Origin of the sequence: Myxococcus sp. CA051A, from assembly GCF_013336705.1 — a bacterium.
Classification (GTDB): Bacteria; Myxococcota; Myxococcia; order Myxococcales; family Myxococcaceae; genus Myxococcus; species Myxococcus llanfairpwllgwyngyllgogerychwyrndrobwllllantysiliogogogochensis.
In genome coordinates this window covers 1-24,514 of the sequence record NZ_JABUMS010000030.1, presented here as the reverse complement: position 1 = coordinate 24,514, position 24,514 = coordinate 1, and the positions used below count along the sequence as shown (strand labels likewise).

The following is a 24,514-nucleotide window of genomic DNA, read 5'->3' as shown; positions in this document are numbered from 1 at the left end:
CGAAGTGAGGGGGGCGTCACTAACGTCCGGCGCCGCTTCCGGTTGGACCGGGAGGGCACCGCGTGGGGAGGACCCGTGAAGAAGTCCCAGCTGGTTGCCGCGCTTGCGCTGCTGTCGACTCCGGCCCTCGCGGCCACGCCCCCGGAAGGGGTGGACTTTCAGCCGCGCCGCGGCTTCTACACCGACACCAACATCGGCGTGTTCTTCACCGTGGGCGGTGAGAACGCGTACTCGAACGCGCAGACCTACCTGCAGCTCGGGGTGGGCTATGACCTGACGGAGCGCATCTCGCTGGGCGCGCACTTCGGCATGGGCTCGTCCGCGCAGAACTGCTTCGCGGGCTATCTGCCGGGCACGGAGACGTGCGCGCTCTCCGACAACTTCACCATGCAGTTCCTGGACGTCTCGGCCGCGTACCACGTGCGGCTGATGGACCGGCTGTACCTGACGCCCAAGCTCGTCGCTGGCTACACGCGGATGGACCCCGCGCCGGTGGACCCGGACGAGGGAAACCCAGGCCGGGCCATCAGCTCGCCCAACGCGGGCGTGGGCGTGGGGCTGGAGTACGCCACGGGCATGGACCACTTCTCCGTGGGCGCGGACCTGCTGGCCCGCTACGTCATCGGCCCCAACATCACCTCCTTCGCCTTCTTCCCGAAGGTGAAGTACACGTTCTGAGCCCCACCGCGCTCAGGCGCCCGCGAGCCTGCCTCCGTCGACAGCGAGCGTCGTTCCCGTGACGAACGACGCCGCGTCCGAGCACAGCCAGGTCACGGCCCGAGCGACCTCTTCCGGCGTTCCGATGCGTCCCATGGGCACCGCGCGGACGATGGGTGCCCGGCGCTCCTCGGGGAGCTGCTGGATGCGGCCGGTGAGGATGGGCCCCGGGGCGACGACGTTGAGCCGGATGCCCTGGTCCGCGTAGTCGAGCGCGGCGGAGCGCGTGAGCCCGATGATGGCGTGTTTGGTCGCGCTGTAGCCGCCCATGCCCCGGACGCCCTGGAGCCCCGCGGTGGATGCCATGTTGACGATGGCGCCTCCGCCGGACGCGAGCATCGCGGTGAGTTGATGCTTCATGGCGAGGAAGAAGCCTCGCACGTTGATGCGCCAGGCGCGGTCCAGGTCCTCGACGGAGAGCTTCGCCAGGGGCGCGGGCATGTGCCCATCCGCGGCGTTGTTGAAGGCCGCGTCCAGCCGACCGAACCGCGCGACGGTGGTGCGGACCAGGGCTTCGATGGACTCCTCGTCGCCCAGGTCCGTGGGGACGGGGAGGGCGGTGCCTCCCTGCGCCTGGATGTCATCGGCGAGCGCGCGCAGGGCGTCCTCGGAACGCGCTGCCAGCACCACGGTGGCGCCCGCGTCCGCGAAACTCCGGGCCGTCACCGCGCCGATGCCCCGGCTGGCGCCGAGGACGATGGCGACCTTGCCGCTCAACGAACCGTGGCTCGTCATGACGCCGCCTCCCACTTCGAGATGGCGCCGCCCACCAGGACCCAGCCCAGCGCGAGCACGACATGGCGGCTCCAGGAGAGCTGGAGCCAGCGTTGTCCCCGCGCCGCCAGCTCCCCGTCGTAGGGCCCCTGCGCCCCCGCGGAGGCCAGGGCGTTGATCTCCGGGGCGAAGATCGCCCCCGACAGGACCCAGACCAGGACGTAGGCACCCAGGGCTCCCGCGAGCAGCTTGCGGCGAACCGGTGAGCGCCAGTTGAGCACGAGCGATGCGACGAGCGTCCCGAGCAACGCCGCCTGGAGGGGCAGCCAGAAGGCCATCGCGCTCCCGGCCCGCTCACCAATCAGCAGCAGGGACGTGGGGGGCGCCTGGAACCAGGCCGGCATCACGAACAGGGCTTCGTTGATGCCCGCGCCGAGCACCAGCCCGAACAACAAGCTGCAGTACAGCAGGATGTAGAGCGACCGCTTCTTCCCCATGGTGACCTCCGTCGGGCCCGGCGTCGGCGAAGACCGAATCCCCGGCCCTTCGTTACCGGGATGATTGGGAGAAGGTTGAAGTCATTCAACTATTGAATCCGTTAAATTATGTGAAGGAGGCCTCGCAATCGAGGTGGGTGCGAGGCACATTCGGTCCATGGCTGGGGACGGCTCGAAACGGAAGGAAGCGCTGGCGGAAGAGGTCTGGCGCCGCTGCTTCGACTTCTTCATGCGCACGCGCGCCCAGAGAGACCGGGTGTTGGAGCGGCTGGGCCTCACGCCCAACGATGCGCGCGCGCTTTCCAGCCTCGAGGTCGGAGCGGGGAAGGTGATGCGCGCGTTGGCGGAGGAGTGGGGGTGTGATGCCTCCAATGCGACCTGGATGGTCGACCGGCTGGAGGCGCGAGGGCTGGCCGCGAGGACGGCGGACCCGAAGGACCGGCGGGTGAAGCGCGTGGCGCTGACCACGCGTGGCGCGAAGGCCCGGCGTCAGCTCCAGGAGGGGATGTACGAGCCACCGCCCGAGCTGCTCCAGCTCGACGTGGCGGAGCTGGAGCAACTGCGCGGCATCTTCGAGCGATTGGCACCCCCTCGAGGAACCGGCGACCGCTGACCCGGGCCACGGCGGCCCCGCACGGGTGCGCTCCACCACGGGAGCCTCGGTGCGCGCACCTTCGCGTGTCACCGGAGTGCGAGGGGTTGGACGTGGACCCGACGCCGTCGCGGCGCCCCCCTGAGCCTGGACGCACGAAGGGCCCGCCCCCGAAATCGGGAACGGGCCCTGGGTGCTACACCGGCCTGGGGCCGGCGTCGGGACTACTCGGCGTCGGCCGCGCGCTCTTCACGCTTGCGGTCGCGCTCGGCGCGGTAGCGCTCGCCCACGGCCAGCGACTTCTTGCGCATGCGCACGGACTTGGGCGTCACTTCCACGAGCTCGTCGTCGGCGATCCACTCCAGGGCCTTCTCCAGCCCCATCTCGCGGGGCGGGACGAGGATGACGTTCTCGTCGCGGCCAGCGGCGCGGATGTTGGTGAGCTTCTTCTCGCGGCAGCAGTTGACGTTCAGCTCGGACGGGTGAGCGTGCTCGCCGATGATCATCCCCTCGTACACGGTGATGCCGGCGGGGACGAACAGGTAGCCGCGCTCCTGGATGCTGAACAGCGCGTAGGGCACGGTGTCGCCCAGGCGGTCCGACACGATGGCGCCGTTCTGCCGCTTCGGGATGTAGCCGAACCACGGCTCGAAGCCGTCGAACTGGCTGCTCATGATGCCCTCACCACGCGTAATCGTGAGGAACTCCGAGCGGAACCCGATGAGGCCGCGAGCGGGGATGCGGAACTGGAGGCGGGTGCGGCCCGAGCCCAGCGGCGCCATGTCCGACATGCGGCCCTTGCGAGGCCCCATGCGCTCCGTCACCACGCCGACGCTGGTCTCCGGCACGTCGCAGAACACCAACTCCATCGGCTCGTGCAGCACGCCGTCGATGTGCTTGGTGATCGGCTCCGGGTTGGAGGCGGTCAGCTCGTAGCCCTCGCGGCGCATGTTCTCGATGATGACGGCCAGCGCGAGTTCGCCACGGCCGACGACGCGGAACGCGTCAGGCGTCTCCGTGTCCTCCACGCGCACGGCCACGTTGCGGTAGGCCTCGCGGTACAGGCGCTCACGCAGGTTGCGGGAGGTGACGAACTTGCCTTCCTTGCCCGCCAGCGGCCCGTCGTTGACCTTGAAGATCATCATCATCGTGGGCTCATCCACGGTGATGCGCGGCAGCGCCACGGGCTTCTCCGGGTCGCCGAACGTGTCGCCGATGGACACGTCCTCGATGCCGGCGATGGAGACGATTTCACCGGGGCCCGCGTCCTGGATTTCGACGCGCTTCAGGCCGGAGAAGCCGAACAGCTTGACGATCTTCCCCTGCTCGACCTTGCCACCCTCGCGCACGACGGAGACGGGCATGTTCGGCGTGAAGCGACCGGCCTGCACGCGACCCACCGCGAGGCGGCCGACGTAGTCGTCGTAGTCCAGGTTCGCCACCAGCAGCTGCGGCGTCTTCTCTTCCGACGCGGACGGGGGCGGGATGTGCTTGATGATGGCGTCGTACAAGGGCTCCAGCGTCTTGCCGGGCACCTCGAGCGACGTGGACGCCTGACCCTGACGGGCCACGGTGTACAGGACGGGCATCTCCAGCTGCTTATCGTCCGCGCCCAGGTCGATGTAGAGCGAGTAGACCAGATCCAACACTTCGGGAGCGCGAGCGTCCTGACGGTCGATCTTGTTGATGACCAGCACCGTCTTCAGGCCCATGGCGAGCGCCTTGGTGAGCACGAAGCGCGTCTGGGGCAGGGGACCTTCGGCCGCGTCCACCAGCAGGATGACGCCATCGACGAGGCGCAGACCGCGCTCCACCTCACCACCGAAGTCGGCGTGGCCCGGGGTGTCGATGATGTTGATCTGCATGCCCTTGTAGCTGACCGCGGTGTTCTTCGCGAGGATGGTGATGCCCTTCTCGCGCTCGAGGTCGTTGGAGTCCATCACCCGTTCGGCGACGTGCTCGTTGCTACGGAAAGTGCCCGCCTGCCGCAGCAGGTGATCGACGAGCGTGGTCTTGCCATGGTCGACGTGGGCGACGATGGCGACGTTACGGATGTTTTCGCGAGGAATCATACGAACCAAACTGAGGTGAATGGCGGGGGGGAAGCCGCGTTGTGGACAGGTCTCCCGATCCCCACCGGAACCCGGAAGGCGGGGGCTTATATGCCGTGAGTGCGGCTCCTGCAATGAGCGCGGATGCTCCCCGGACGTTCAGCCAGGGGGTACACCCCGCCCGACAGGGTAAAGGCCGGGTATCCGGGGCATCTCGTCACCCGGGCGTCACCCTCAGGAACCCACTGGGGAGGAATTCCAGGCCTTGCCGCCCAGGGAGCCGGGGGTGGAAGGCATGCCCAGCCGCTCGCGGAGGAAGCGTTCGATGCGGACCTCGACCAGCCCCGGGGCCTCCAGGGGGGCGGTGTGGGTGCCGTCGGGGATGAGGACCAGCTCGGCGTCGGGAATCCGGGCGGCCATCTTCCGGGACAACCAGCCGGGGGTGAACTTGTCGCGCTCGCCGGCGACGACGAGGGATGGGACGTCCACGTGCAGCAGGTGGTCCCAGGCGGAGTGCTCGGACAGCGAGTCGAGCGTCCGCACGAAGACGACGGGGTCCATGCGGGCCAGGTGCTCGAAGTACGGCGCCAGGTCGTTCCGGGCGATGCGCTCGCGATTCATCTCCAGGGAGATGGCGAGCTGCACCGCCAGCTCCGTGCGCAGCGCCGCGTGGATGAGCCGGGCGGACTGCTCGGGGAAGCGCTCCACCACCCGGCGAAGGGTGGGGAACATCTTCTTGAGGACGGTGGAGTCGTGGAAGGTGTCCAGTGGGTTGCCGTAGCTGCCACACAACAGCACCAGGCCCTGCACGCGGCTGGCGTAGCGGCGGTGGAACTCCAGCGCCACCTGCACCCCCATGGAGTGGCCGAAGAGGACGGCGCGCTCCATCCCCGCCGCGTCCATCACCCGCTGCAAATCATCGCAGGTGTACAGCATCCCGATGCGCTCGCGGTCCTCGGGGATGCCGGAGCGGCCGTGGCCTCGGTAGTGCCAGCGCAGCACTCGGTGGCGCCGTGAGAGGTAGGGCGCCAGGTACTTCCAGGCGAAGCCGTCACAGCCCAGCCCGTCGCACAGCACCACGCCCGGCTCACCGTCGCCGGTGACCTGGTAGTACAGCTCCGCGCCGTCCGGGACGTGCAGGAAGTCCTGATGGAAGTAGACGGCCTGCGCGCTCATGCCTCCGCCTCCGCCTCGTCGTCCTCGGGCAGGCCCCTGTCCAAGCCGTAGCGGGCGATCTTCAAGATGAGGTTGGAGCGGCTGATGCCCAGCTCCCGCGCCAGGCGGCTCTTGTTGTTGCGCGTGCGCAACAGGCCCTGGTGAATCATCTCCCGCTCCAGCGCCTCCACCGCCTCGTGCAGCCGGCCGTGGGCGCGCGGGGGGATGAACGGCCCTCCGCCGGGGACGACGGCGTCGCGGATGCGGCTGGACAAGAGCTCCGCGGGCAGCATCTCCAGGTCTCCGCCGAGCACGAGCAGCCGCTCGATTTCGTTCTCCAGCTCGCGGATGTTCCCCGGCCACGCGTAGGCGCCGAGGATGGCCAGGGCCTCGGTGGACAGCCCTCGGGTGCGCTGGCCCTCGCGGTGGTGCTTGCGCAGGAAGTGGTCGATGAGGACGGGCAGGTCATCGCGGCGCTCGCGCAGCGGCGGGAGCTGCAGGCGGATGACGTTGATGCGGTAGAAGAGGTCCTCGCGGAACTCGCCCCGCTTCACCAGCTCGCCCAGGTCCTTGTGCGTGGCGGCGACGACGCGGACGTTGACCTCCTTGTGGTGCGTGCCACCCACGGGCAGGAAGGTGCCTTCCTGGAGCACGCGCAAGAGCTTCACCTGGAGGGCGGGGGACATGTCGCCCACTTCATCCAGGAAGAAGGTGCCGCCGTCGGCCACCTCGAACAGGCCCTTCTTGTCGCGCAGCGCGCCGGTGAAGGCGCCGCGCGTGTGGCCGAAGAGGGCGCTCTCCAGCAGGTTGTCGTTGAAGGCCGAGCAGTTCTGCACCACGAACGGCTGGTCCTTGCGCGGACCGTTGTGATGGATGGCCCGCGCCACCAGCTCCTTGCCCGTGCCCGACTCGCCGTTGATGAGGACGGTGGAGTCGGAGTTGGCCACCTTCTCCATCAGCCGGAAGATCTCCATCATCGGCCCGGAGCGGCCGATGATCTTCTCGAAGCGGTAGCGCTCCAGCGCCTCGGGGGACGGGGGCGGGGCCTGCTCCTCGCGCCGCGCCAGCTCCGACTCGTGGGTGGCGATCTCCTGCGCCGCGAACTCCAGCAGGTCCGACAGCTTCGCCAGCTCCGAGCCGTCCAGGACGGGCACGCGCTCGTCGGCGCGGTCCAGGTCGGAGAACGGCGGCGCGAACTGGAGCAGCCGCGAGCGCAGCACCTCCACGTCGCGCGCGTTGAGCATCTGCCGGGCGAAGCCCTCCACGAAGAGACAGCCCGCGTACTCGTTGTCCACGTAGAGCGGCGCGCCCACGATGCTGAAGTTGAGGTGGCAGTCGTGGAAGAGCGAGCGGCGCACCTTCTTGTTGCCCCGGAACTTCTCGTGCAGCACCCGGACCGACTGGCTGCAGCGCCGCAGGCCTTCCTTCGAGAAGAGGGAGATTCGGCAGAACGGATTGGGGGGCGGGGCAATGTCCCCACGCTGCCACTCGTGCACCACGCCATGCCGATCCGCGAAGGAGAGCTCCATCTGCCACCACTTGCGGATGACATCTCTCAGCATGATGATGGTGTGCAGGCTCTGGTGCTTCTCGAAGTCCATCCCTACCTCCGTCCGGCCCGCGCACCGGGGAGGGAACCGGGCCGTCGGAATCGCGTTTCTCACTTCTCATACCTCAGGACCGGGCTGTATCCGCACTTCTCTCTCCCGTGACTACCTCCACTCACACTCGCGGCGGGGCAGGGCATGGGCATGACCACGACCACGGGCATGACCACGGTCATCATCACCATGGGCACGGGCATGGGCACGGCCCCCGGAAGGGTGGGGTGGCGGAGGAGCGACGCAAGGACCGCACGCGGCTCATCTTCGCGCTCGTCCTGACGGCGACCATCGCCCTGGCGGAGGCGGTGGGGGGCTGGTTGACGCAGTCGCTGGCCCTGATGTCGGACGCGGGCCACATGCTGACGGACGTGTCCGCGCTGGGGCTGAGCCTCGTCGCCCTGTGGTTCGCGGGCAAGCCGGCGGACGTGAAGAAGACGTACGGCTACTACCGGATGGAGATTTTGAGCGCGCTGCTCAACGGCGTGCTGCTCCTGGGCATCACCGGCTTCATCCTCTTCGAGGCCTGGGAGCGTTTCCAGACGCCCACGCCGGTGAAGCTGGGGCCCATGGCGGTGGTGGCCACGGTGGGCCTCTTCGCGAACCTGGGCGCGCTGGGCTTCCTGCACCGCACGCATTCGATGAATGTCCGGGGGGCGTTCCTGCACGTGCTCGGGGACACGCTGTCCTCGGTGGGCGTGCTGATTGGCGCGGGCATCATGGCGCTGACCGGCTGGTTCGTGGTGGACGCCATCATCTCCGCGGTCATCTCGGTGGTCATCGTGGTGGGCGCGGTGCGGCTGGTGCGCGACGCGGTGGACGTGCTGATGGAGGCGGTGCCCTCGCACGTGGACATGCCGCAGGTGAAGGAGTTGCTCCTGCGCGTGCCCGGCGTGACGGCGGTGCATGACCTGCACGTGTGGACCATCTCCAGCGGCGTGTACGCGCTGTCCGCGCACCTGGTGGTGCTGGACCCCATGGTCTGCAACAACGACGAGATTCTCTCGGCGGTGAAGCATGACCTGTTCGACAGGTTCGGCATCGACCACACCACCATCCAGATAGAGAGCGAGACCTACGCCCATCTGGGCGAGGTGCATTGAGAGCGGGCGCTCGCCGACCTGCCCTCGTGGGTGGGGGCCGCGTAGCGCAACGGACGCTCCCTCAAGCTTCACCTTGCGCTGGGCCCAGCGGGCGGACGATTCTCCGCGCCCCATGAGCGTGCTGGACAAGGTGCTGTCATTGCGACCCGGCAACACGGTGGCCCGAGTGGGCCCGGGCTCTCGCATTCCGCTGCTCAACCCGCGTGAGCCTCTGCGCGCGCTGGAGCGCGTCCCCGTGGCGCTGCCCTGCCTGCCGGTGCAGGCGAAGGGCGCCCTGCCCGGACTGCTGCGCGCGGCGCGCTCCGAGGACGCGGTGCTCGGACTGGCGTGTCCCCACCCCACGGCGGACCGGGGCGCGGCGGAGCGCTTCGTCGCCGCGGTACACGAGGCCGCGATGGAGGCGGAGCACTCGCGGCCCCTGTTCCTCCAGGCGGGCCCCGTGCGGGTGACGACGGCGGACGAGGACTCGCTCGGTCCGCTGCGCGAGGGCATCTTCCGGGTGGTGGACGCGGGCTTCTCGCTGGTGTCGCTGGACCTGTCGCGGCTGGACTCCTACGCCGCCGTGGAGGCCGTCAACGCTCTGGTGGGCCCCGTGACGGAGCGCGAGCTGTCCCTGGAGCTGAGCGCCCCGGCCCCGGCGAATGGCGGCCTCCTGGACGCGTACCGCACGCTCTTGGAGGGGCTCAAGCAGTGGAAGGTGCCGGTGCGCTTCGTGCGAGTCTCGGAGCGGGACCTGGGCGGCGGCGAGCCGGACGTGGGCATGCTGCGCTCCGTGGTGGACCTGGCCGCGGAGTACGGCGCGGCGGTCTGCGTGGGCGACGTGCGCGAGGGCTTCCCCCGGACGCTGCCGACGTATGTCGCGGCCGGTGCTCGCAAGGTGGACTGCGTGGGCCCCTTCGAGCGGCTCGCGCTGGGCTCCTGGTCCGCGGACATCCGCGCGAGCGTGGAGGAGAAGTCGGCGGCCTCGGGTGTGGCGGCCGGAGAGCTGCTGAGCGTGCTGGAGGACAGCCTGCCGCCCCTGGAGCCGAAGGCGAGGGAGCGACTGGAGGCGCTGTCGTTCGCGGAGGCGTCGGAGGTCTTCGCCGCGCTGGGCGCGGTGGGCACGGGCGGCTCCGTCATGCGCTTCCTCGCGGAGAACCGGGGCGAGTAGCCGCCGCGCGGTGTAGAAGGGCCGCCATGCGAATCGTCTCAGGCTCCGCGAAGGGCCGGGCCATTGCCGGCCCCAAGTCCACATCGCTTCACATCCGCCCCACGGCGGACCGTGTCCGGGAGACCATCTTCAACGTGCTGGGCCAGTTCCTGGACGGGCAGAAAGTCCTGGACCTGTACGCGGGTACCGGCGCGCTGGGCCTGGAGGCCCTGTCCCGGGGCGCGGGGAACGTGGTGCTGGTGGACCAGGACCGGGAGGCCCAGGCCCTCTGTCGGCAGAACACGGACGGGCTGGGCTTCACGAGCCAGGTGGAGCTGCTCGCCCAGCCGGTGGTCCGGGCGCTCGCGTTCCTGCAGCGGCGCAACGAGCGCTTCGAGCTCATCTTCGCGGACCCGCCCTATGCCGCGCGCGTCGTCGAGACGGTGCTGGACGGGGTGACGGGGGCGGCGCTGCTTTCGCCGGGCGGAATGCTCGTGGTGGAGCACGACAAGCGGGAGAATGCCCCGGATGCCCATGCGGGGTTGACCCTGGAGGACCAGCGTCGGTTCGGGGACACCCTGGTGAGCTTCTACCGGGCGCCCTGACCATTGCTTGACCGGCATCCGGGGCCGTTCGAGACTCCCTGTCACATGCCGGTCGCCATCTACCCAGGTTCGTTCGATCCGCTCACCAACGGGCACCTGAGCCTCATTCAGCGCAGCCTGAAGATGTTCGACAAGGTCATTGTCGCCATCGCGGTGAACCCGAAGAAGACCCCGCTCTTCACCGAGGACGAGCGACGCGACTTGATTCGCGACGCCGTGAAGGACCCGAGGGTGGAGGTCGACGCCTTCCACGGTCTCCTGGTGGACTACGTCAAGCGCCGGGGGGTGAGCGTCATCGTCCGGGGGCTCCGGGCGGTGTCGGACTTCGAATACGAGTTCCAGCTCGCCAACATGAACCGCAAGCTGGCGCCCACGGTGGAGACTGTCTTCATGATGACCGGGGAGGACTACTTCTACATCTCCTCCCAGCTCGTGCGGGAAGTCGCCTCTTTCAACGGTGACGTCACGGGGCTGGTTCCGCCCAACGTGCACGAGGCCCTGAAGGCGAAGTTCGCGCGGAAGACGTAGCCCCCTTCGCGGCACTTGTCGGGCCGGCGCCGCCGCGCTACGCATTCGCGCATGAAACTCGCCCGTCGGCTCCAGGCCATCAAGCCGTCTCCAACGCTCGCTCTCAACTCCCGCGCCAAGGCGCTCGCGGCTCAAGGCGTGGACGTGGTGGCCCTGGCGGCCGGCGAGCCGGACTTCGACACCCCGGACTACATCAAGCAGGCGGCCATCGACGCGCTGAAGGCCGGCTTCACGAAGTACACGGCCACGGCGGGAATCCCCGAGCTGCGCGAGGCCATCTGCCGCAAGCTGGAGCGCGACAACGGGCTGCGCTTCACGCCGGAGCAGGTGCTCGTCACGTCCGGTGGCAAGCAGGCGCTCTACAACTTCTGCCAGGCGGTGCTGGACGAGGGCGATGAGGTCCTCATCTTTTCGCCGTACTGGGTCAGCTATCCGGACATGGTGCGGCTGGCGGGTGCCACGCCCGTCATCGTCGCCACGCGCGAGGAGGACGGCTTCGCGCCGGACCCGGACGCCATCCGCCGCGCGCTCACGCCGCGCACGCGCGCCGTCATCATCAACAGCCCGGGCAACCCCACGGGCGCGGTGTACTCGCGCGCGGCGCTGGAGGGCATCGCCGACGCCGTGCGCGGCCATGACTGCCTCATCGTCACGGACGACATCTACGAGAAGCTCCTCTACACAGGCGAGCGGCTGGGCATCAGTGATGTGGCGCCGGACCTGGTGCCCCGGCTGGTGGTCGTCAACGGGATGAGCAAGGCGTACTCCATGACGGGCTGGCGCATGGGCTACGCGGCGGGGCCCCGGCCGGTACTGTCCGCGATGCAGCTGGTGCAGGACCAGTCCACCTCCAACGCTTCGTCCATTGGCCAGAAGGCCGCGCTGGCGGCGCTGCAGGGGCCGCCGGACACCATCGCGATGATGGTGACGGAGTACCGCGCGCGCCGGGACTTCTTCGTGGGCGGCCTCAACGCGCTGGACGGGGTGCGGTGCCGGATGCCGGAGGGCGCCTTCTACGCGCTCGCGGACGTCCGGGGTCTCTACGGGCGGCCCTACAAGGGCAAGGCCGTGACTGGCTCCCTGCAGCTGTCGGAGATCCTCCTCGACGACTTCCGCGTGGCCGCCGTGCCGGGAGACCCGTTCGGCGCGGAGGGGTACATCCGCATGAGCTTCGCCACCTCGCGCGAGGTGCTCGGCAAGGGGCTTACGCGGCTGGGCGAGCTGGTCCAGGCGCTGCGCTGAAACCCCGGCTTCGAGCCCCGGCGTCCCCCAGAGGGTGTCGCCGGGGTGAGGCTCAGTCCGTGTAGGCGAAGGCGCGGTGCTCGTCGCCGTACGGCTTGTAGACGAAGACACCGGCGCGGCCGGAGAGATTGCCCACGGCGACCCAGATGTCCTTCATGTTGCGCAGGTCCAGCCCGAGCCGGGCGGGGGCCTTGCCGTACTTCTTCTCCATCGCCTCCAGCGTCATCACCTCCACGTCGAAGAGGGTGACCAGGTCCGTGCGCTTGAGGCGCAGCTGCTTCACCCATGCGGCCACCAGCTCCTCGGGTGTGCCGAAGCGCTTCTCCTCGAGCTGGAACGGGTAGAACAGCTCGTTGGCGGTGCTGCGCACGTCGCCCGTCAGCAGGCACTGGAAGAGAAAGCGCGCGCTCGTCTGGATGTCGCGCATCTTCACTTCTGTCGCCGACACCGGTCCCTCATCCGGAACGGGCGGGGGCAGCGCGAGGTCGGCCTTGGGCTGGGCTTGCGGTGGCAGGGCGGCCGTCGTGGGCGGCGCCATGGGCTGGGCGGGTGGCGGCGTGGCCGCTGCCGCGGGCTTGGGCGCGGGGGCCTTCTCCGCGGTGGGCCTGGGCGCGGGAGGCGTCGTCTCCGCGGCGGGCTTGGGGGCAGGAGCCTTCTCCACGGCGGGCTTGGGCGCGGGGGGAGGCGTCGTCTCGGCGGCGGGCTGGGACGGGGTGGGCGCGGCCTCGACGGGCTTGGGGGTCGGGGCGGGAGGGGGCTCGGCCTTCACGGGGGCCGAGGAGGCGGGCGCCTGGGCGGGCGGCGCGGCGGCGGGCTCGGGAGTCTCCGGCGCCTGGGCGAGCGCGAGCGCGGGCGCGGAGAGGGAGAGGATGAGGGCCAGGGACCAGCGACGCATGCGACCTCCGAGGACGGGCGGAGCGTAGCAGAGCCTGGGCACCGGGCGTCTGGGAGTCGGCTGTGGAAACCGGGCGTCCGGGCGGACGGACGTCACGTGCCACATAACATCCGTGCATGCGGAGTCAGACGTTGGTATTGGGGCGCCCCGATGCCTAAGCGTACCGATATCCGCAAGGTTCTGGTGATTGGCTCGGGCCCGATTGTCATCGGCCAGGCCGTCGAGTTCGACTACTCCGGTACTCAAGCCATCAAGGCTCTCCGGGATGAAGGCGTGGAGGTGGTGCTGCTCAACAGCAACCCCGCCACGGTGATGACCGACCCAGAATTCGCCTTTCGCACCTACATCGAGCCCATCACCGTGGAAGTGGCGGAGCGCATCCTCGCCGCCGAGCGGCCGGACTCGCTGCTGCCGACGATGGGAGGTCAGACGGCGCTCAACCTGGCCAAGGCCCTGGCCGAGCAGGGCATCCTGGAGAAGTACGGGGTGCGCCTGATTGGCGCCTCGCTGGAGGCCATCAACAAGGCGGAGGACCGGAAGCTCTTCAAGGCGGCCATGCAGAAGATTGGCGTGGCGCTGCCGAAGAGCGGCTACGCGACGACGCTGACGGAGGCGATGGCGCTGGTGGAGGAGATTGGCTTCCCGGCCATCATCCGTCCCTCGTTCACGCTCGGCGGCACCGGCGGTGGCATCGCCTACAACCGCGAGGAGTTCGAGAGCATCTGCCGCTCGGGCCTGAAGGCGAGCCCCAACTCCACCATCCTCGTGGAGGAGAGCGTGCTCGGCTGGAAGGAGTACGAGCTGGAGGTGGTCCGCGACACGGCGGACAACGTCATCATCGTCTGCTCGATTGAGAACCTGGACCCGATGGGCGTGCACACGGGTGACTCCATCACCGTGGCGCCCGCGCAGACGCTGACGGACCGCGAGTACCAGCGGATGCGGCAGGCGTCGCTGGCCATCATCCGGGAGATTGGCGTCGAGACGGGTGGCTCGAACATCCAGTTCGGCATCCATCCGAAAGATGGCCGCATGGTGGTCATCGAGATGAACCCGCGCGTGTCGCGCTCCAGCGCGCTGGCGTCGAAGGCGACGGGGTATCCCATCGCGAAGATCGCCGCGAAGCTGGCGCTGGGCTACACGCTGGACGAGCTGCGCAACGACATCACCCGTGACACGCCGGCCTCGTTCGAGCCGACGCTGGACTACGTGGTGGTGAAGATTCCGCGCTTCAACTTCGAGAAGTTCCCGCACGCGGACCGGACGCTGACCACGAGCATGCGCTCGGTGGGCGAGGTGATGGCCATTGGCCGGACCTTCCCCGAGGCGTACATGAAGGCGCTGCGCTCCATGGAGTTGGGGCGGGTGGGGCTGGAGCCGCCCGAGCTGCCCGTGGAGAAGGAGGAGCGCGAGAAGGTGCTGCGCGAGGCGCTGCGGATTCCGCGCCCGGAGCGGCCCTGGTTCGTGGCCCAGGCGTTCCGCGAGGGCCTGACGGTGGAGGACGTGAACGCGCTGTCCAACATCGACCCGTGGTTCCTGCGCTACATCGAGATGCTGGTTCGCGAGGGCCAGTCCATCCAGGAGTACGGCCGGTTGGATCAGCTCCCGGACGAGGTGCTCCGGCAGGCGAAGGCGCACGGCTTCTCCGACAAGTACCTGGGCAAGCTGCTCGGCTACCCGGAGGAGGAGGTGCGGGCGCACCGGCACGCGCGCAACATCCGTCCCGTGTTCAAGCGGGTGGACACGTGCGCCGCGGAGTTCGAGGCCTTCACGCCGTACCTGTACTCGACCTACGAGGAAGAGGACGAGGCGCCGCCGACGGACCGCCAGAAGGTGCTCATCCTGGGCAGCGGGCCCATCCGCATCGGTCAGGGCATCGAGTTCGACTACGCGTGCGTGCACGCGGCCTTCGCGCTGCGCGAGGCCGGGTACGAGACGGTGATGGTCAACTGCAACCCGGAGACGGTGTCCACGGACTACGACACGTCGGACCGGCTCTACTTCGAGCCGCTGACGATTGAAGACGTGCTGGAGGTCTCGCAGCGCGAGAAGCCGGTGGGCGCCATCGTCCAGTTCGGCGGCCAGACGCCGTTGCGCATCTCCGTGCCGCTGGAGAAGGCGGGCCTGCCGATTCTCGGCACGTCGCCGGACGCCATCGACCGGGCGGAGGACCGCGAGCGCTTCAGCACGCTCATCGAGAAGCTGGGGCTGACGCAGCCGGAGAACGGGGTGGCGCGCAGCCACGCGGAGGCGTTCAAGGTGGCCGAGCGCATCGGCTACCCGGTGATGGTGCGTCCCTCGTACGTGCTGGGTGGGCGCGCGATGGAGACGGTGTACGACGCGTCCAGCCTGGAGCGGTACATGCGCGAGGCGGTGAGTGCGTCTCCCGAGCATCCGGTGCTGATTGATCGCTTCCTGAAGGACGCGATTGAGGTGGACCTGGACCTGGTCGCGGACCGGACGGGTGCGGTGATGATTGGCGGGGTGCTGGAGCACATCCAGGAGGCGGGTGTGCACTCGGGTGACGCGGCGGCGACGCTGCCGCCGCACTCGCTGCCGCCGGACCTGGTGGAGCGGATGAAGGACCAGGCCATCGCGCTCGCGCGGGAGTTGGGCGTGGTGGGCCTGATGAACGTGCAGTTCGCCATCCAGGGGAAGACCATCTACATCCTGGAAGTGAACCCGCGTGCGAGCCGCACGGTGCCGTTCATCTCGAAGGCCACGGGCGTGGCGATGGCGAAGATCGCCGCGCTGTGCATGGTGGGCAAGACGCTGAAGGAGCTCAACGCGACGCAGGAGCCGGAGATGCGGCACGTGGCGGTGAAGGAGAGCGTGTTCCCCTTCGCGCGCTTCGCGGGCGTGGACGTGATTCTCGGGCCCGAGATGAAGTCCACGGGCGAGGTGATGGGGCTGGCGCAGGACTACGCGACGGCCTTCGCCAAGAGCCAGTTGGCGGCGGGGGTGAAGCTGCCCAAGAGCGGCAAGGTGTTCATCTCGGTCAAGGATGACGACAAGCCGGCGGTGGTGGACCTGGCGCGGCGGCTGCGGTCCATGGGCTTCTCGCTCATCGTGACGGCGGGGACGCACAAGTACCTGGCGACGAAGGGAATCGACGCGCAGGTGGTGCAGAAGGTGAAGGAGGGCCGGCCGAACATCGTCGACAAGATTGTCGATGGGGAGATTGTGTTGGTCATCAACACGACCTTCGGCAAGCAGGAGATCTCCGACAGCTTCTCCATCCGCCGTGAGGCATTGATGCACTCGGTGCCGTATTACACGACGGTGCAGGCGGCGCGCATGGCGGTGGGCGCGCTGGAGGCACTCAAGCGCACGGACCTGGATGTGAAGCCGCTGCAGGAGTACCTGGGCATCACCAGCACGGTGCCGGGCAAGACTCGGCGGTAGGACGCGCTTCGGGATGTTCCGAACGGCCCCGTTCCCCCGTGGGAGCGGGGCCGTTTGCGTTGATGCCTCCGCGCATCGGCTCTCCCATGCGGGTTTTAGAGGCAGAGTCCGTCTAGCGGAGTTTGGCGGGCTGAAAGACAATCGTGGGGTATGCGGCGCTGAGGGCCGTGGAGTTCGGCTCAACGCGCCCGTGTGAAGGTCAGTGTCAGCGAGTTGATGGCAGGAGACATGGACACGGAGATCGTTCCTACCTTGAGCTCTTCGCGCGTCAGGGTATGGCTGAGCGTCGCGACCTCGTCGTCGAACAGGGTGTCGATGTCGAAGACCTTGATTTCAATGGGGTGGGTGAGCAGCAGCTCCGCCGACACGCTGCAGCCGCCCGTGGTCCACTGAGGAGTCAGGCTGGAGATCTCGGGTGTGCGAGTGACCAGCGGTTCGCCGCCAGGATTCGGACAGCGAAGCTCGACGACAACGTCGGGGACGGAGCCGTCCAGGTCCCAGTCGCTGTCGTCAGTCGGGTCTCGGGGAGAGAGGACTGCCTGGGTGGGTTGGATGGCGATGAGAGCGGCGGAGTCCACCTCACACTCACGGCGCTCGACATTGCAGATGGTCAGGCCGAGGCATGCCGAGCAGAAGACACCACTGTTTCCGCATGCGCTCGTGGCGGTGCCCGCGATGCAGGTGGTGCCCTGGCAGCATCCCGTGCATGAGTCGGGTGTGCATTCCACCAGGGGAAGTGGCACGGGGTCGGAGGAGTCTCCGCAACCGCCTTCGTCTGCTCCGATGAGTAGCGTTGCCAGGACGACGACGACCAGGGTTCTGTACATGGATGGATTTGAAGAGGAAGAGCTTCGTTGAAAGTTTGAGAATTGGTGGGACGTCAGGGCCCCCAAATCGCCTGACGGCCGCTCTCCTCGAGATTGAGGAGCAGGACCCTTCGTCCATTGTCTGTCCTGGATTCGATGGTGACGATTCGCTTGAAGGGGATGCTGACGACCTGATTTCTGTCCGCAGTGGCCCTGGGCGACATGACGACATTGACCGGACGGCCCATGTCCAGCGCCTTGGCAGTGGTCGGTTGCACGTAGCCCACCAGGCAGAACGCGTCGCCCTGGAGGTGATGAATCTCGAACGCCTCCGCCGAGGACTTCTCGAGGATTCTGGCCGAGCGCAGCAGATAGGCTTGGTCCAGGGACACGAATGCGTAGCTTCTGTCGGGCATCTCCGACGTTCGGATTCCCTGGGGACTTCGCACCAGGAGCCTGACTCGATTCTGCGTTCGCAATGCCTCCAGGGTAGCGGGCGGACCGAAGGGGACTGGGGCGAGAGTGATGGGGCTCTCGGTACGTGGCGGAGGTGCGACCCTGGCGGGCTGCCGGACGACAGGGTCGAGCCCGGTCCCAGGCCGGTCTCCTTGAGGGCTTCGTTCAGGGGCACGCGTCACCCACTCATGGCCCAGGGTTCCCACCACCCCGACCAGTGCCAGACTCGCCAGGAGCCAGGCTGTGTGTGGCCGGGACTCAGGAGGAGGCGTCGCGTCTTTGGCTGCCTTGACCGAGCGCGCCTTGCGGGGACGCTTCACCGTAGCTTCAGGCGCGGGGCTGGGCACGGAGGGCGCATGGGGAGGCGCGGGCAGAACGGCTCCCCGGTCGCCTATCGTCGGGCTGGACGGGGCAGGTGGTGCTGAAGCGACGATGGGGAGGGCGGGCCGAGTCGAGACGCCCACGCGACGGTCCATGGCGTCATGTAGGGCCTTGAAAAGCACGTGGCAGTTGATGCCTCCGTACTCGCGAAACCACCCGCGGCCATAGAGCGAGCTTATGCTTGAGAAGAGCCGCTTGTATCGATGTTGTATCTCTTCCGGTTTTGACTCGTAGAAAGCCCAGACGATGTCGACATTCGCGAGGGTGTCGTAACCACACTCCGCGAGGGCGCGAGTGATGATGTCGTCCCATCCTCCGTACCCGACGACGAGGAGCGTGTACTCGCGAAGGAGCGTGTGGATGGAGGCTTTGAGGTGGTTTCGCTCCTGGGTCAACTGAGCCTTGGTGTGGAGCGTATCCGCGCCGTTCCAGTATCCGTGCAGGTGCACGATAGCGTGGTCATCGCTTTCGGTTCTGACCGCATCCAGGCGCCCGTCCGCATGAAGGATGGTCTGGGAGACTCGGCCGCCGGCCTGGCGAATGGCGATGGTGAGCAGTGGGTCGAAGTTCGTGGTCAGGATGGGCCCGAAGCGGTCGCGATGTGCGACGACCAGCCTGCCGAGATCCCGCGTTGCCGCTGGAGGGGCCCATCCGGGCGTGTCCCGATCAAGCTCCTGATCGGGCCGTACGCCGCTGGCGGCTGGGTCGAGCCGCGATTGAAGCACGGCCTCGCGGACGACCTGGTTGACGGTCTGCTGATCATGCCACTTCAGCAGGAATCGCATGGCATGCTGGTACTTCTGGGTGCCGTCATCCTGGGCGATGGCGGCCTCGAACTTCGCCTGGAGTTCGGTGCCGACTGCCCGTTGGGCGACCTTGAGCATCTCGGTGGTGCCGGGGACTCCAGGGGCCCCGGGCTTGTCTGCCATGGACAGGGCAGATCCCACGAGAAGCGCGATCTTCTTGCGCCCCATGCTCAACGCGTGGACGAGCGCATCAAGCGATTCCAGTCGTTCAGTGGATTCTGCTGACATGTGCGGTGCGCTGCTCCGACGCTTCAGGCTCCGGAAGCGGATTCGGAGGTGGAGCCACCTCCGTCGACGGGGGAGCTGCTCTGGCGCCGTGCCTCTTCTTCATAGGCGACCAGGACCAAGGAGCGGAGCTTCTCGATGTCTGTGGCCGCATTGAAGTAGACGCGGCTCTTGCCGATGCCATCCGGCGCCGACTCGACCTCGAAGCCAGGGGACAGCATCGCGGCCTGCTCCAGCGGGAGTCTCGTCACCAGGGACTTCTTCTTCCCGTTGGTGAAGGCACGCAGGAACCAGGACGTCACCTTGCCCAGGTTGATGCCGAAGTAGGTCGTCGAATCCTTGTAGCTGATGGATTGCCTGAGCGCGGATTCGGAACACATGCGCTGGACGATCCGGAAGATCTCCAGTTCCACCTCGGTCGTCTCGACCTGGGCGACGCCGGGTGCTTCGCTGGCCTCCGCGGCGCGCTGGAGGGCTTCCGCCGGAATCGCCGTGACGGTCGGCGGGGGAGGCGAGTTCTGGGCGATCTCCTGCTGGATGGACTTCGTCATCATGTCCAGCAGGGTCGTCTGGATGGACTTCTTGACGATGGGAACGAACCGCTCGACGACGCTGCGCGTGACGCGCCCCGAGACCAGCTCGACCTCGGCCAGTAGGAACCGGACGAAGCTCTCCGAAGGGTTTCGGAGCAGCTCGTTGATGAGTGCCGTCACCTTGCCCACGAAGATGATTTCCTCCGCGTGGCCCTGGATGGATGTCGCGTCGAAGAACTCCTTGGTGAAAGGACGGAGCAGCTCCACGTCCCGGTCGGTGAACGCGAGGACGTTGAACTCCAGGAAGGGCACCGCATCCATCACATTGGGAGACTGAAGGTCGGTGAAGAACCGGTAGCGAATGCCATTCGTCACCACCCCGATGCGCACGGAAGGCGTGGCATTGAAGTAGCGGGCGAGCTGGCCATCATGGTCTTCCGGAGCGGCATCCGTGGCCTTGCACTCGATGAACTGGGCCGGCTGCCCTTTCAGGTGCAGTGCGTAGTCGACCTTCTCCATGACGCCCCCGCGCTTCTTGGCGAAGTCAGCGACGTATTCGGGCTGCGTCTCCGTGGGGTCGTAGATGTCGTAGCCGAGCGCTTGAATGAAGGGGAGGATGAGGGCTTGTTTCGTGGCCTCTTCGCCCTTGATGAACGCCTGACGCTTCCGGACCTGCTCCGAGAGAAGTCGCAAATCCTCACCAAGGCCCATGTCATTCCCCCAGAGTCCGCGTGGCGGGTCGCCACGGGACGCTGACGCTAACGCAGCGCGCTCCCGATTCCCAAACACCAGGCATCCACAATGTCTGGCGTCAAGGTCGGCATTGACACCGCATTGGGATTTGACCCTGCCGGGCAGGGAGTTTCGCTGGGGCCCGAGGAGTCCTGCCTTCTGGCCGTGGGGCCAGGCCCCACATGGTAGGTGCAGGCTAGGGCAGGGTGGTCGGAAACGCTTCCCGGGCCCCTCTCTGGCGGCTACCCTTTGACGCGTTGCTCCGTCCCCCCGTCTGACGCCTCGTCCGAGGAGCCCGCCGCATGTCGTCGTCCTTGCCCCCCGCCTTCAATCCCGCGACCGTGGACGTGGAGGGTTTCCACCGAGAGCTGAAGGCGTTGCGGAAGGAACTCGACGCGAACCTGGGGGAAGCGGACGCGAAGCACCTTCGTAAAATCGAGCGCTGGGGCCGTGTGGGCACGCTGCTCGGCATCGCCACCTGCTGGCTCGCCCCCAATCCCTTCAGCGCCGCCGCGCTCAGCCTGGGCCGCTCCACGCGCTGGCTCCTCATGCACCACGTGGGACACCGAGGCTATGACCGCGTCCCGGGGCTGCCCGCGTCACGCACTGGCAAGGGCTTCGCCAAGGGCGGCCGGCGCTACCTCGACTGGCTCGACTGGATGCTGCCCGAGGCCTGGGTCTTCGAGCACAACGTCCTGCACCACTCGCACACCGGTGAGGACGCGGACCCGGACCTCCTGGAGCGCAACGCCGAAGGCACGCTGCGCAACCCGTCCCGGCCGCTAGCGCTGCGCTACATCCAGCTCACGCTGCTGGCGCTCACCTGGCGCGCCTCGTACTACGCCCCCGAGACGCTGAGCGCCCTGCGCCGCAAGGGCCGCCGTGACGGTGGGGCCCTCACGGGCGCCGAGTGGAAGGAACTCCTGCTCCAGTGCTACCTGCCGTATGCCGCCGTCCAGTTCGTGCTCTTCCCCGCGCTGTTCCTCGTCATCGGCCCGTGGGCCGCGTTCAGCGCGTTCTGCAACTCGTTGCTGGCGGACGTGCTTACCAGCGTCCACACCTTCCTGGTGGTCGGTCCCAACCACACCGGCGAGGACCTGTACCGCTTCGACGACAAGCCCGCGAACAAGGGCGAGCGCTACGTGCAGCAGGTCATCGGCAGCGCGAACTACCGGACGGGCGGAGACCTGAACGACTTCGCGCACCTGTGGCTCAACTACCAGATTGAACACCACATCTGGCCCGACCTGCCGATGCTCAAGTACCGCGAGGCGCAACCGAAGGTCCGAGCCCTCTGCGAGAAGTACGGCATCCCCTACGTGCAGGAGAGTGTCTGGACGCGCGTGCGGAAGATGATCGACGTGGTGGTGGGCAAGGCCTCCATGCGGAAGCTCGCGCCTCGTGAGCGCTCGGAAGCGCCTATTGACGCCGAGGAAGTGCTCCAGGCCCATGTGGCCTGAGTGCCGTGCCCGCCGCGTTTCAGCCCGGTGATGCGCGGCGCTGCCTGGGGAGCGCGCGCCGGACCAGGGTCTTCTCCGGGACGCTCTCTTTGTCCTCTCGGCTGAGGACCTCGACGTCGACGACTCGTGCGCCATCCGCGGAGGCAGGGGGGCCGAGTGTCACCACCAACACTCGGTACGCCTCCTCCAGCCGCTTGTGCAGCTTGATGAAGTTCACCTGCGCGGTGCCGGGCATGTCCTCGGTGTACGTGAAGTACCAGCGCAGCTCGTCCAGGTTGCTGTAGTACCGGTCGATGACGGCCTGTTCCTGCTCCGGAAGGTGGATGAGCTGTTCGAACGCGCCGTCGGCGTAGCGCGAGGCGATGGTGTCGAGCAGCGGCTCTCGACTGCGCAGGCGCGAGAAGAGGGCGAACATCTCGTCACGCCGAGCTTCCAGCCGGCGCATGATGCCGGCGGCGTCCATTGCAAGCAGGTTGCGGACGCGATCGGCTATCTCATCAGCCTTCTTGCGGCGAGCCATGGCCGCACAGCCTAGTCCCCCCGCCCGAGTCGAGCCAATGGGGGGCCGCTGGGTCAGTAGACCCGCAGGAGCCTGGGCTGACAGACGAAGCGCGGGTTGCGGAAGTCGATGACCTCGATTTCGCCCGTGGTCTCCTCGAAGCGGCCCGCCAGGAGGCCCGCGGCCACGGCTGAGGCGACGTAGAGGCTGTCCTGTCCCTTGAGCTCCTTGAGCTTGCGGAAGTAGACGACGCGCCCCTCGACGGACCAGAGCGTGTGGATGCCAGTGGCTTTCACGCCTCGCGCCCCATCGGGAGGAGCACCGAGCTTCGCGAGCGAGGAGGGCACGCCATTCAGTACGAAGGCGTCGTAGGCCGGATTGCCGCTCAGCGTCACGAGCTTCGCGTCACGCAAGGTGCCATCCGAGTCCTGATGCAACTCAAGGGTGACGATGAGCTTCGCCCCTCCACCGCCCGCGAGTTTCTGCATCTCGTCGCCCGCCTGGACGCGACCGCGCAGGCCCTCCATCGAATAGTCGCCGGAGGAGTCGCCCAAGCGATTCTGGAGGGCCTGGAGTTGCTCTGACCCGGTAGGGGCGTTGGGGGTGGGGCCGCCCGGGTTGCCCGTGGCTCCGTAGTTCTTCGATTGCGAGGCCCAGGAGGTCTTGGCCTGATGGAGCAGGCTCGTGCCCGGGAACACCGGAGCGTCCTCGAGGCCCTTCTCGAGCGCCTTGCGCAGTCGACTGAAGTACGGGTCGATCAACCCGTTCGCCACGCGCAGGGTGGCCTGTTGGTCGTCGATGACGCCTTGTACTCGGCCACTGACACGTCCGCGTTCCTCGGCGGCGAGGGCTTCGCGCGACGGGCCTGCGTCTCCGGGGCGCAGGGTGCGCCCACTCTGAATGGGGATGCCCGAGGGCCTGGAATCTCCTCCGGGCATGAGCGTGGAGGGCAGGGGAAAGAGCTGGTCCGCAGGACGACGTGGACCGCGAGGAGCGGTCTCTCCGGCGAGCAAACCCATGGGAGTGTCCGCGTGCCGAAATTCGGGCTCTTCGCGCGCGGCGACAGGAGGCGGGGTGTTGTGTGGAGACGCACTGGCCTCCGTGGGGCCCATCGCGAGAGGACGTGTCTCGGGTCGCGCATCGAGGGAGCCCTCGGATGGTGCTGTCGTCGGGGAGTCACGTGCAGCGGTCGGGTGGGACAGCGCGTCTGGAGATACGGCCTCGGGGGCCTGTTCTTGCCCCTCGGTCACGGCATCGGGCGGTGTTCCGGGCCGCGAGGCGACGCTGTTGGAGGCCGCTTCTGGGGGCTGGGCTGAGGCTTCAGCGTTCTCGCGAGCAGGAGGAGGGGGCTCGGCGGGCGGAGGCTTGATGGGGGGAAGGGAGGGCCGCTGTGGCGTCGTCGATGGGGGTTGGTTCGCGGGTGCGGGAGGCTTGGCTCGCGGTGCGGTGATGACCTCCACGAACAGGGGAGGCGGGCGCGAGGGAGCCGGTGTGGGACGCACAGGCGGCGTCTCGTCCCAAAGCAGGGCGAGCAGGGCCGCGTGGATGACGAGTGAGACCAGGGCGGCCCACCCGAAGCGCCGAAACCGCTGCATCGCGACTCCCACATTCCCTGGCAAGGTCCACGGGTTGCCGCCGTGGGGTCTTCCAGAGCCGGCCCTCTGTCCTCGAAAGTCTACCCGGCTTCAATTCCCGGGTCGCGAGCCCTACGGAAGAGAGGCTTCGGGATTGCGTGACCACGCCTCCCGCGGATGGGAGTCGTGTGATGCAGAATGCTTCCTGGCGTGACGCGTGGCTGTTCGGGCGTGCGGGAATCGTGGCGGGTTGATGGCCGACAGGTCGCGCTTTCGATTGAGGTCGTCGTGAGGGGCCCTGCTACGCTTGCGTCATGGTGCTCAAGATCGTCCAGGCAGGAGAACCCGTGCTTCGGCAGAAGGCGCGAGACCTGACGCCGGAGGAGATTGGCAGTCCCGAGATTCAGCGGCTCATCGTGTTGATGCGCGACACGATGCGAGATGCGCCAGGAGTAGGACTCGCTGCGCCGCAGGTCGGTGTGGGCCTGAGGCTGGTGGTTGTCGAGGACCGGGCCGAGTATCAGGCCGGCGTGTCGCCCTCGGACCTGGCGGACCGGGAGCGGACGCCGGTGCCATTCCACGTGCTCATCAACCCGAGGTTGACGGTGGAAGACGCGACGCCCGCCGAGTTTCATGAGGGCTGCCTGAGTGTCGCGGGCTTCGCGGCGCTCGTGGCGCGGGGGTCGTGTCCCTATAAGTGTGTAGTCGGCGAGCAGGGATGAGCGTGAAAGAGGGAAGCTCCTCGGTGAAACCAACCGAGACGGTCTCCCCCTGGCAGGGGAGCCGAGGAGTTCCCGCCGTGGACGAT

At 67.8% G+C, this 24,514-nt stretch carries 20 protein-coding genes and 1 pseudogene; 10 read left to right on the top strand and 11 right to left on the bottom strand.

Annotated features, from left to right (window positions below):
• Window positions 1-75: 75 nt before the first annotated feature.
• Window positions 76-678 carry an adventurous gliding motility protein CglE gene (gene cglE, locus HUA74_RS42735; RefSeq protein ID WP_174459183.1) on the top strand — a complete coding sequence of 201 codons (603 nt, stop codon included), beginning with the start codon at window positions 76-78 and terminating at the stop codon, window positions 676-678.
• 12 nt (window positions 679-690) lie between these two features.
• On the opposite strand, the gene HUA74_RS42730 is transcribed toward cglE, so the two are convergent.
• Together HUA74_RS42730 and HUA74_RS42725 are read right to left on the bottom strand one after the other, a co-directional pair.
• Window positions 691-1,452 (bottom strand): SDR family NAD(P)-dependent oxidoreductase, encoded by a 762-nt coding sequence (locus HUA74_RS42730; RefSeq protein WP_174459182.1) that lies wholly within the window; start codon window positions 1,450-1,452, stop codon window positions 691-693.
• On the bottom strand, window positions 1,449-1,928 hold the full coding sequence (locus HUA74_RS42725; RefSeq protein WP_174459181.1) for a DUF1772 domain-containing protein: 480 nt from the start codon (window positions 1,926-1,928) through the stop codon (window positions 1,449-1,451). Before HUA74_RS42725 ends, HUA74_RS42730 begins: the two co-directional genes overlap by 4 nt.
• Window positions 1,929-2,085: 157 nt before the next feature.
• Between HUA74_RS42725 and HUA74_RS42720 the strand changes: the two genes are divergently transcribed.
• Window positions 2,086-2,541, top strand: coding sequence for a MarR family winged helix-turn-helix transcriptional regulator (locus HUA74_RS42720; RefSeq protein ID WP_174459180.1), 456 nt, complete (start codon window positions 2,086-2,088; stop codon window positions 2,539-2,541).
• Window positions 2,542-2,744: 203 nt separating this feature from the next.
• On the opposite strand, the gene typA is transcribed toward HUA74_RS42720, so the two are convergent.
• From typA to HUA74_RS42705, 3 genes are all read right to left on the bottom strand, one after another.
• Complete coding sequence (gene typA, locus HUA74_RS42715; protein ID WP_141646029.1) at window positions 2,745-4,592, bottom strand: translational GTPase TypA; 1,848 nt, start codon at window positions 4,590-4,592, stop codon at window positions 2,745-2,747.
• 213 nt (window positions 4,593-4,805) lie between these two features.
• Window positions 4,806-5,747 (bottom strand): alpha/beta fold hydrolase, encoded by a 942-nt coding sequence (locus HUA74_RS42710; RefSeq protein ID WP_174459179.1) that lies wholly within the window; start codon window positions 5,745-5,747, stop codon window positions 4,806-4,808.
• Window positions 5,744-7,327, bottom strand: coding sequence for a sigma 54-interacting transcriptional regulator (locus tag HUA74_RS42705; protein WP_141646027.1), 1,584 nt, complete (start codon window positions 7,325-7,327; stop codon window positions 5,744-5,746). The genes HUA74_RS42710 and HUA74_RS42705 overlap by 4 nt, the downstream gene beginning before the upstream one ends.
• Before the next feature lie 107 nt (window positions 7,328-7,434).
• Between HUA74_RS42705 and HUA74_RS42700 the strand changes: the two genes are divergently transcribed.
• From HUA74_RS42700 to HUA74_RS42680, 5 genes are all read left to right on the top strand, one after another.
• Window positions 7,435-8,430: a cation diffusion facilitator family transporter gene (locus HUA74_RS42700; protein ID WP_174459178.1), complete on the top strand. Its 996-nt coding sequence runs from the start codon at window positions 7,435-7,437 to the stop codon at window positions 8,428-8,430.
• A gap of 112 nt (window positions 8,431-8,542) precedes the next feature.
• On the top strand, window positions 8,543-9,580 hold the full coding sequence (locus HUA74_RS42695; protein WP_174459177.1) for a hypothetical protein: 1,038 nt from the start codon (window positions 8,543-8,545) through the stop codon (window positions 9,578-9,580).
• 26 nt (window positions 9,581-9,606) lie between these two features.
• Complete coding sequence (rsmD, locus tag HUA74_RS42690; protein ID WP_141646024.1) at window positions 9,607-10,164, top strand: 16S rRNA (guanine(966)-N(2))-methyltransferase RsmD; 558 nt, start codon at window positions 9,607-9,609, stop codon at window positions 10,162-10,164.
• Between the two features lie 45 nt (window positions 10,165-10,209).
• Entirely contained in the window at window positions 10,210-10,692 is a 483-nt protein-coding gene (coaD, locus tag HUA74_RS42685; protein ID WP_141646023.1) for a pantetheine-phosphate adenylyltransferase, read from the top strand.
• A 51-nt stretch (window positions 10,693-10,743) separates the two neighbouring features.
• Window positions 10,744-11,934: a pyridoxal phosphate-dependent aminotransferase gene (locus tag HUA74_RS42680; RefSeq protein ID WP_174459176.1), complete on the top strand. Its 1,191-nt coding sequence runs from the start codon at window positions 10,744-10,746 to the stop codon at window positions 11,932-11,934.
• Window positions 11,935-11,986: 52 nt separating this feature from the next.
• Here HUA74_RS42680 and HUA74_RS42675 read toward each other — a convergent pair whose 3' ends face one another.
• The gene (locus tag HUA74_RS42675; protein WP_174459175.1) at window positions 11,987-12,829 is read right to left on the bottom strand and encodes a hypothetical protein; all 843 of its coding nucleotides are present in this window, start codon (window positions 12,827-12,829) and stop codon (window positions 11,987-11,989) included.
• A 150-nt stretch (window positions 12,830-12,979) separates the two neighbouring features.
• On the opposite strand from HUA74_RS42675, the gene carB reads away from it, so the two are divergent.
• Window positions 12,980-16,234 carry a carbamoyl-phosphate synthase large subunit gene (gene carB / locus HUA74_RS42670; RefSeq protein WP_141641247.1) on the top strand — a complete coding sequence of 1,085 codons (3,255 nt, stop codon included), beginning with the start codon at window positions 12,980-12,982 and terminating at the stop codon, window positions 16,232-16,234.
• A 179-nt stretch (window positions 16,235-16,413) separates the two neighbouring features.
• Here carB and HUA74_RS42665 read toward each other — a convergent pair whose 3' ends face one another.
• The 3 genes from HUA74_RS42665 to HUA74_RS42655 form a co-directional block, all read right to left on the bottom strand.
• On the bottom strand, window positions 16,414-16,812 hold the full coding sequence (locus HUA74_RS42665) for a hypothetical protein (protein WP_174459174.1): 399 nt from the start codon (window positions 16,810-16,812) through the stop codon (window positions 16,414-16,416).
• Between the two features lie 302 nt (window positions 16,813-17,114).
• Window positions 17,115-18,911, bottom strand: coding sequence for an SIR2 family protein (locus HUA74_RS42660; RefSeq protein WP_174459173.1), 1,797 nt, complete (start codon window positions 18,909-18,911; stop codon window positions 17,115-17,117).
• A gap of 23 nt (window positions 18,912-18,934) precedes the next feature.
• Window positions 18,935-20,152, bottom strand: a complete 1,218-nt coding sequence (locus tag HUA74_RS42655) for a type I restriction endonuclease (protein WP_174459172.1) — start codon at window positions 20,150-20,152, stop codon at window positions 18,935-18,937.
• Between the two features lie 323 nt (window positions 20,153-20,475).
• On the opposite strand from HUA74_RS42655, the gene HUA74_RS42650 reads away from it, so the two are divergent.
• Window positions 20,476-21,633 (top strand): fatty acid desaturase, encoded by a 1,158-nt coding sequence (locus HUA74_RS42650; protein WP_174459171.1) that lies wholly within the window; start codon window positions 20,476-20,478, stop codon window positions 21,631-21,633.
• 19 nt (window positions 21,634-21,652) lie between these two features.
• Here the strand turns inward: HUA74_RS42650 and HUA74_RS42645 are convergent, their stop codons facing one another.
• Entirely contained in the window at window positions 21,653-22,078 is a 426-nt protein-coding gene (locus tag HUA74_RS42645) for a hypothetical protein (RefSeq protein ID WP_371746314.1), read from the bottom strand.
• A gap of 128 nt (window positions 22,079-22,206) precedes the next feature.
• Complete coding sequence (locus HUA74_RS42640) at window positions 22,207-23,151, bottom strand: TonB C-terminal domain-containing protein (protein ID WP_254625510.1); 945 nt, start codon at window positions 23,149-23,151, stop codon at window positions 22,207-22,209.
• Window positions 23,152-24,020: 869 nt separating this feature from the next.
• On the opposite strand from HUA74_RS42640, the pseudogene HUA74_RS42635 reads away from it, so the two are divergent.
• A pseudogene (locus tag HUA74_RS42635) lies at window positions 24,021-24,425 on the top strand (peptide deformylase); the annotation flags it as partial.
• Window positions 24,426-24,514 lie beyond the last annotated feature (89 nt).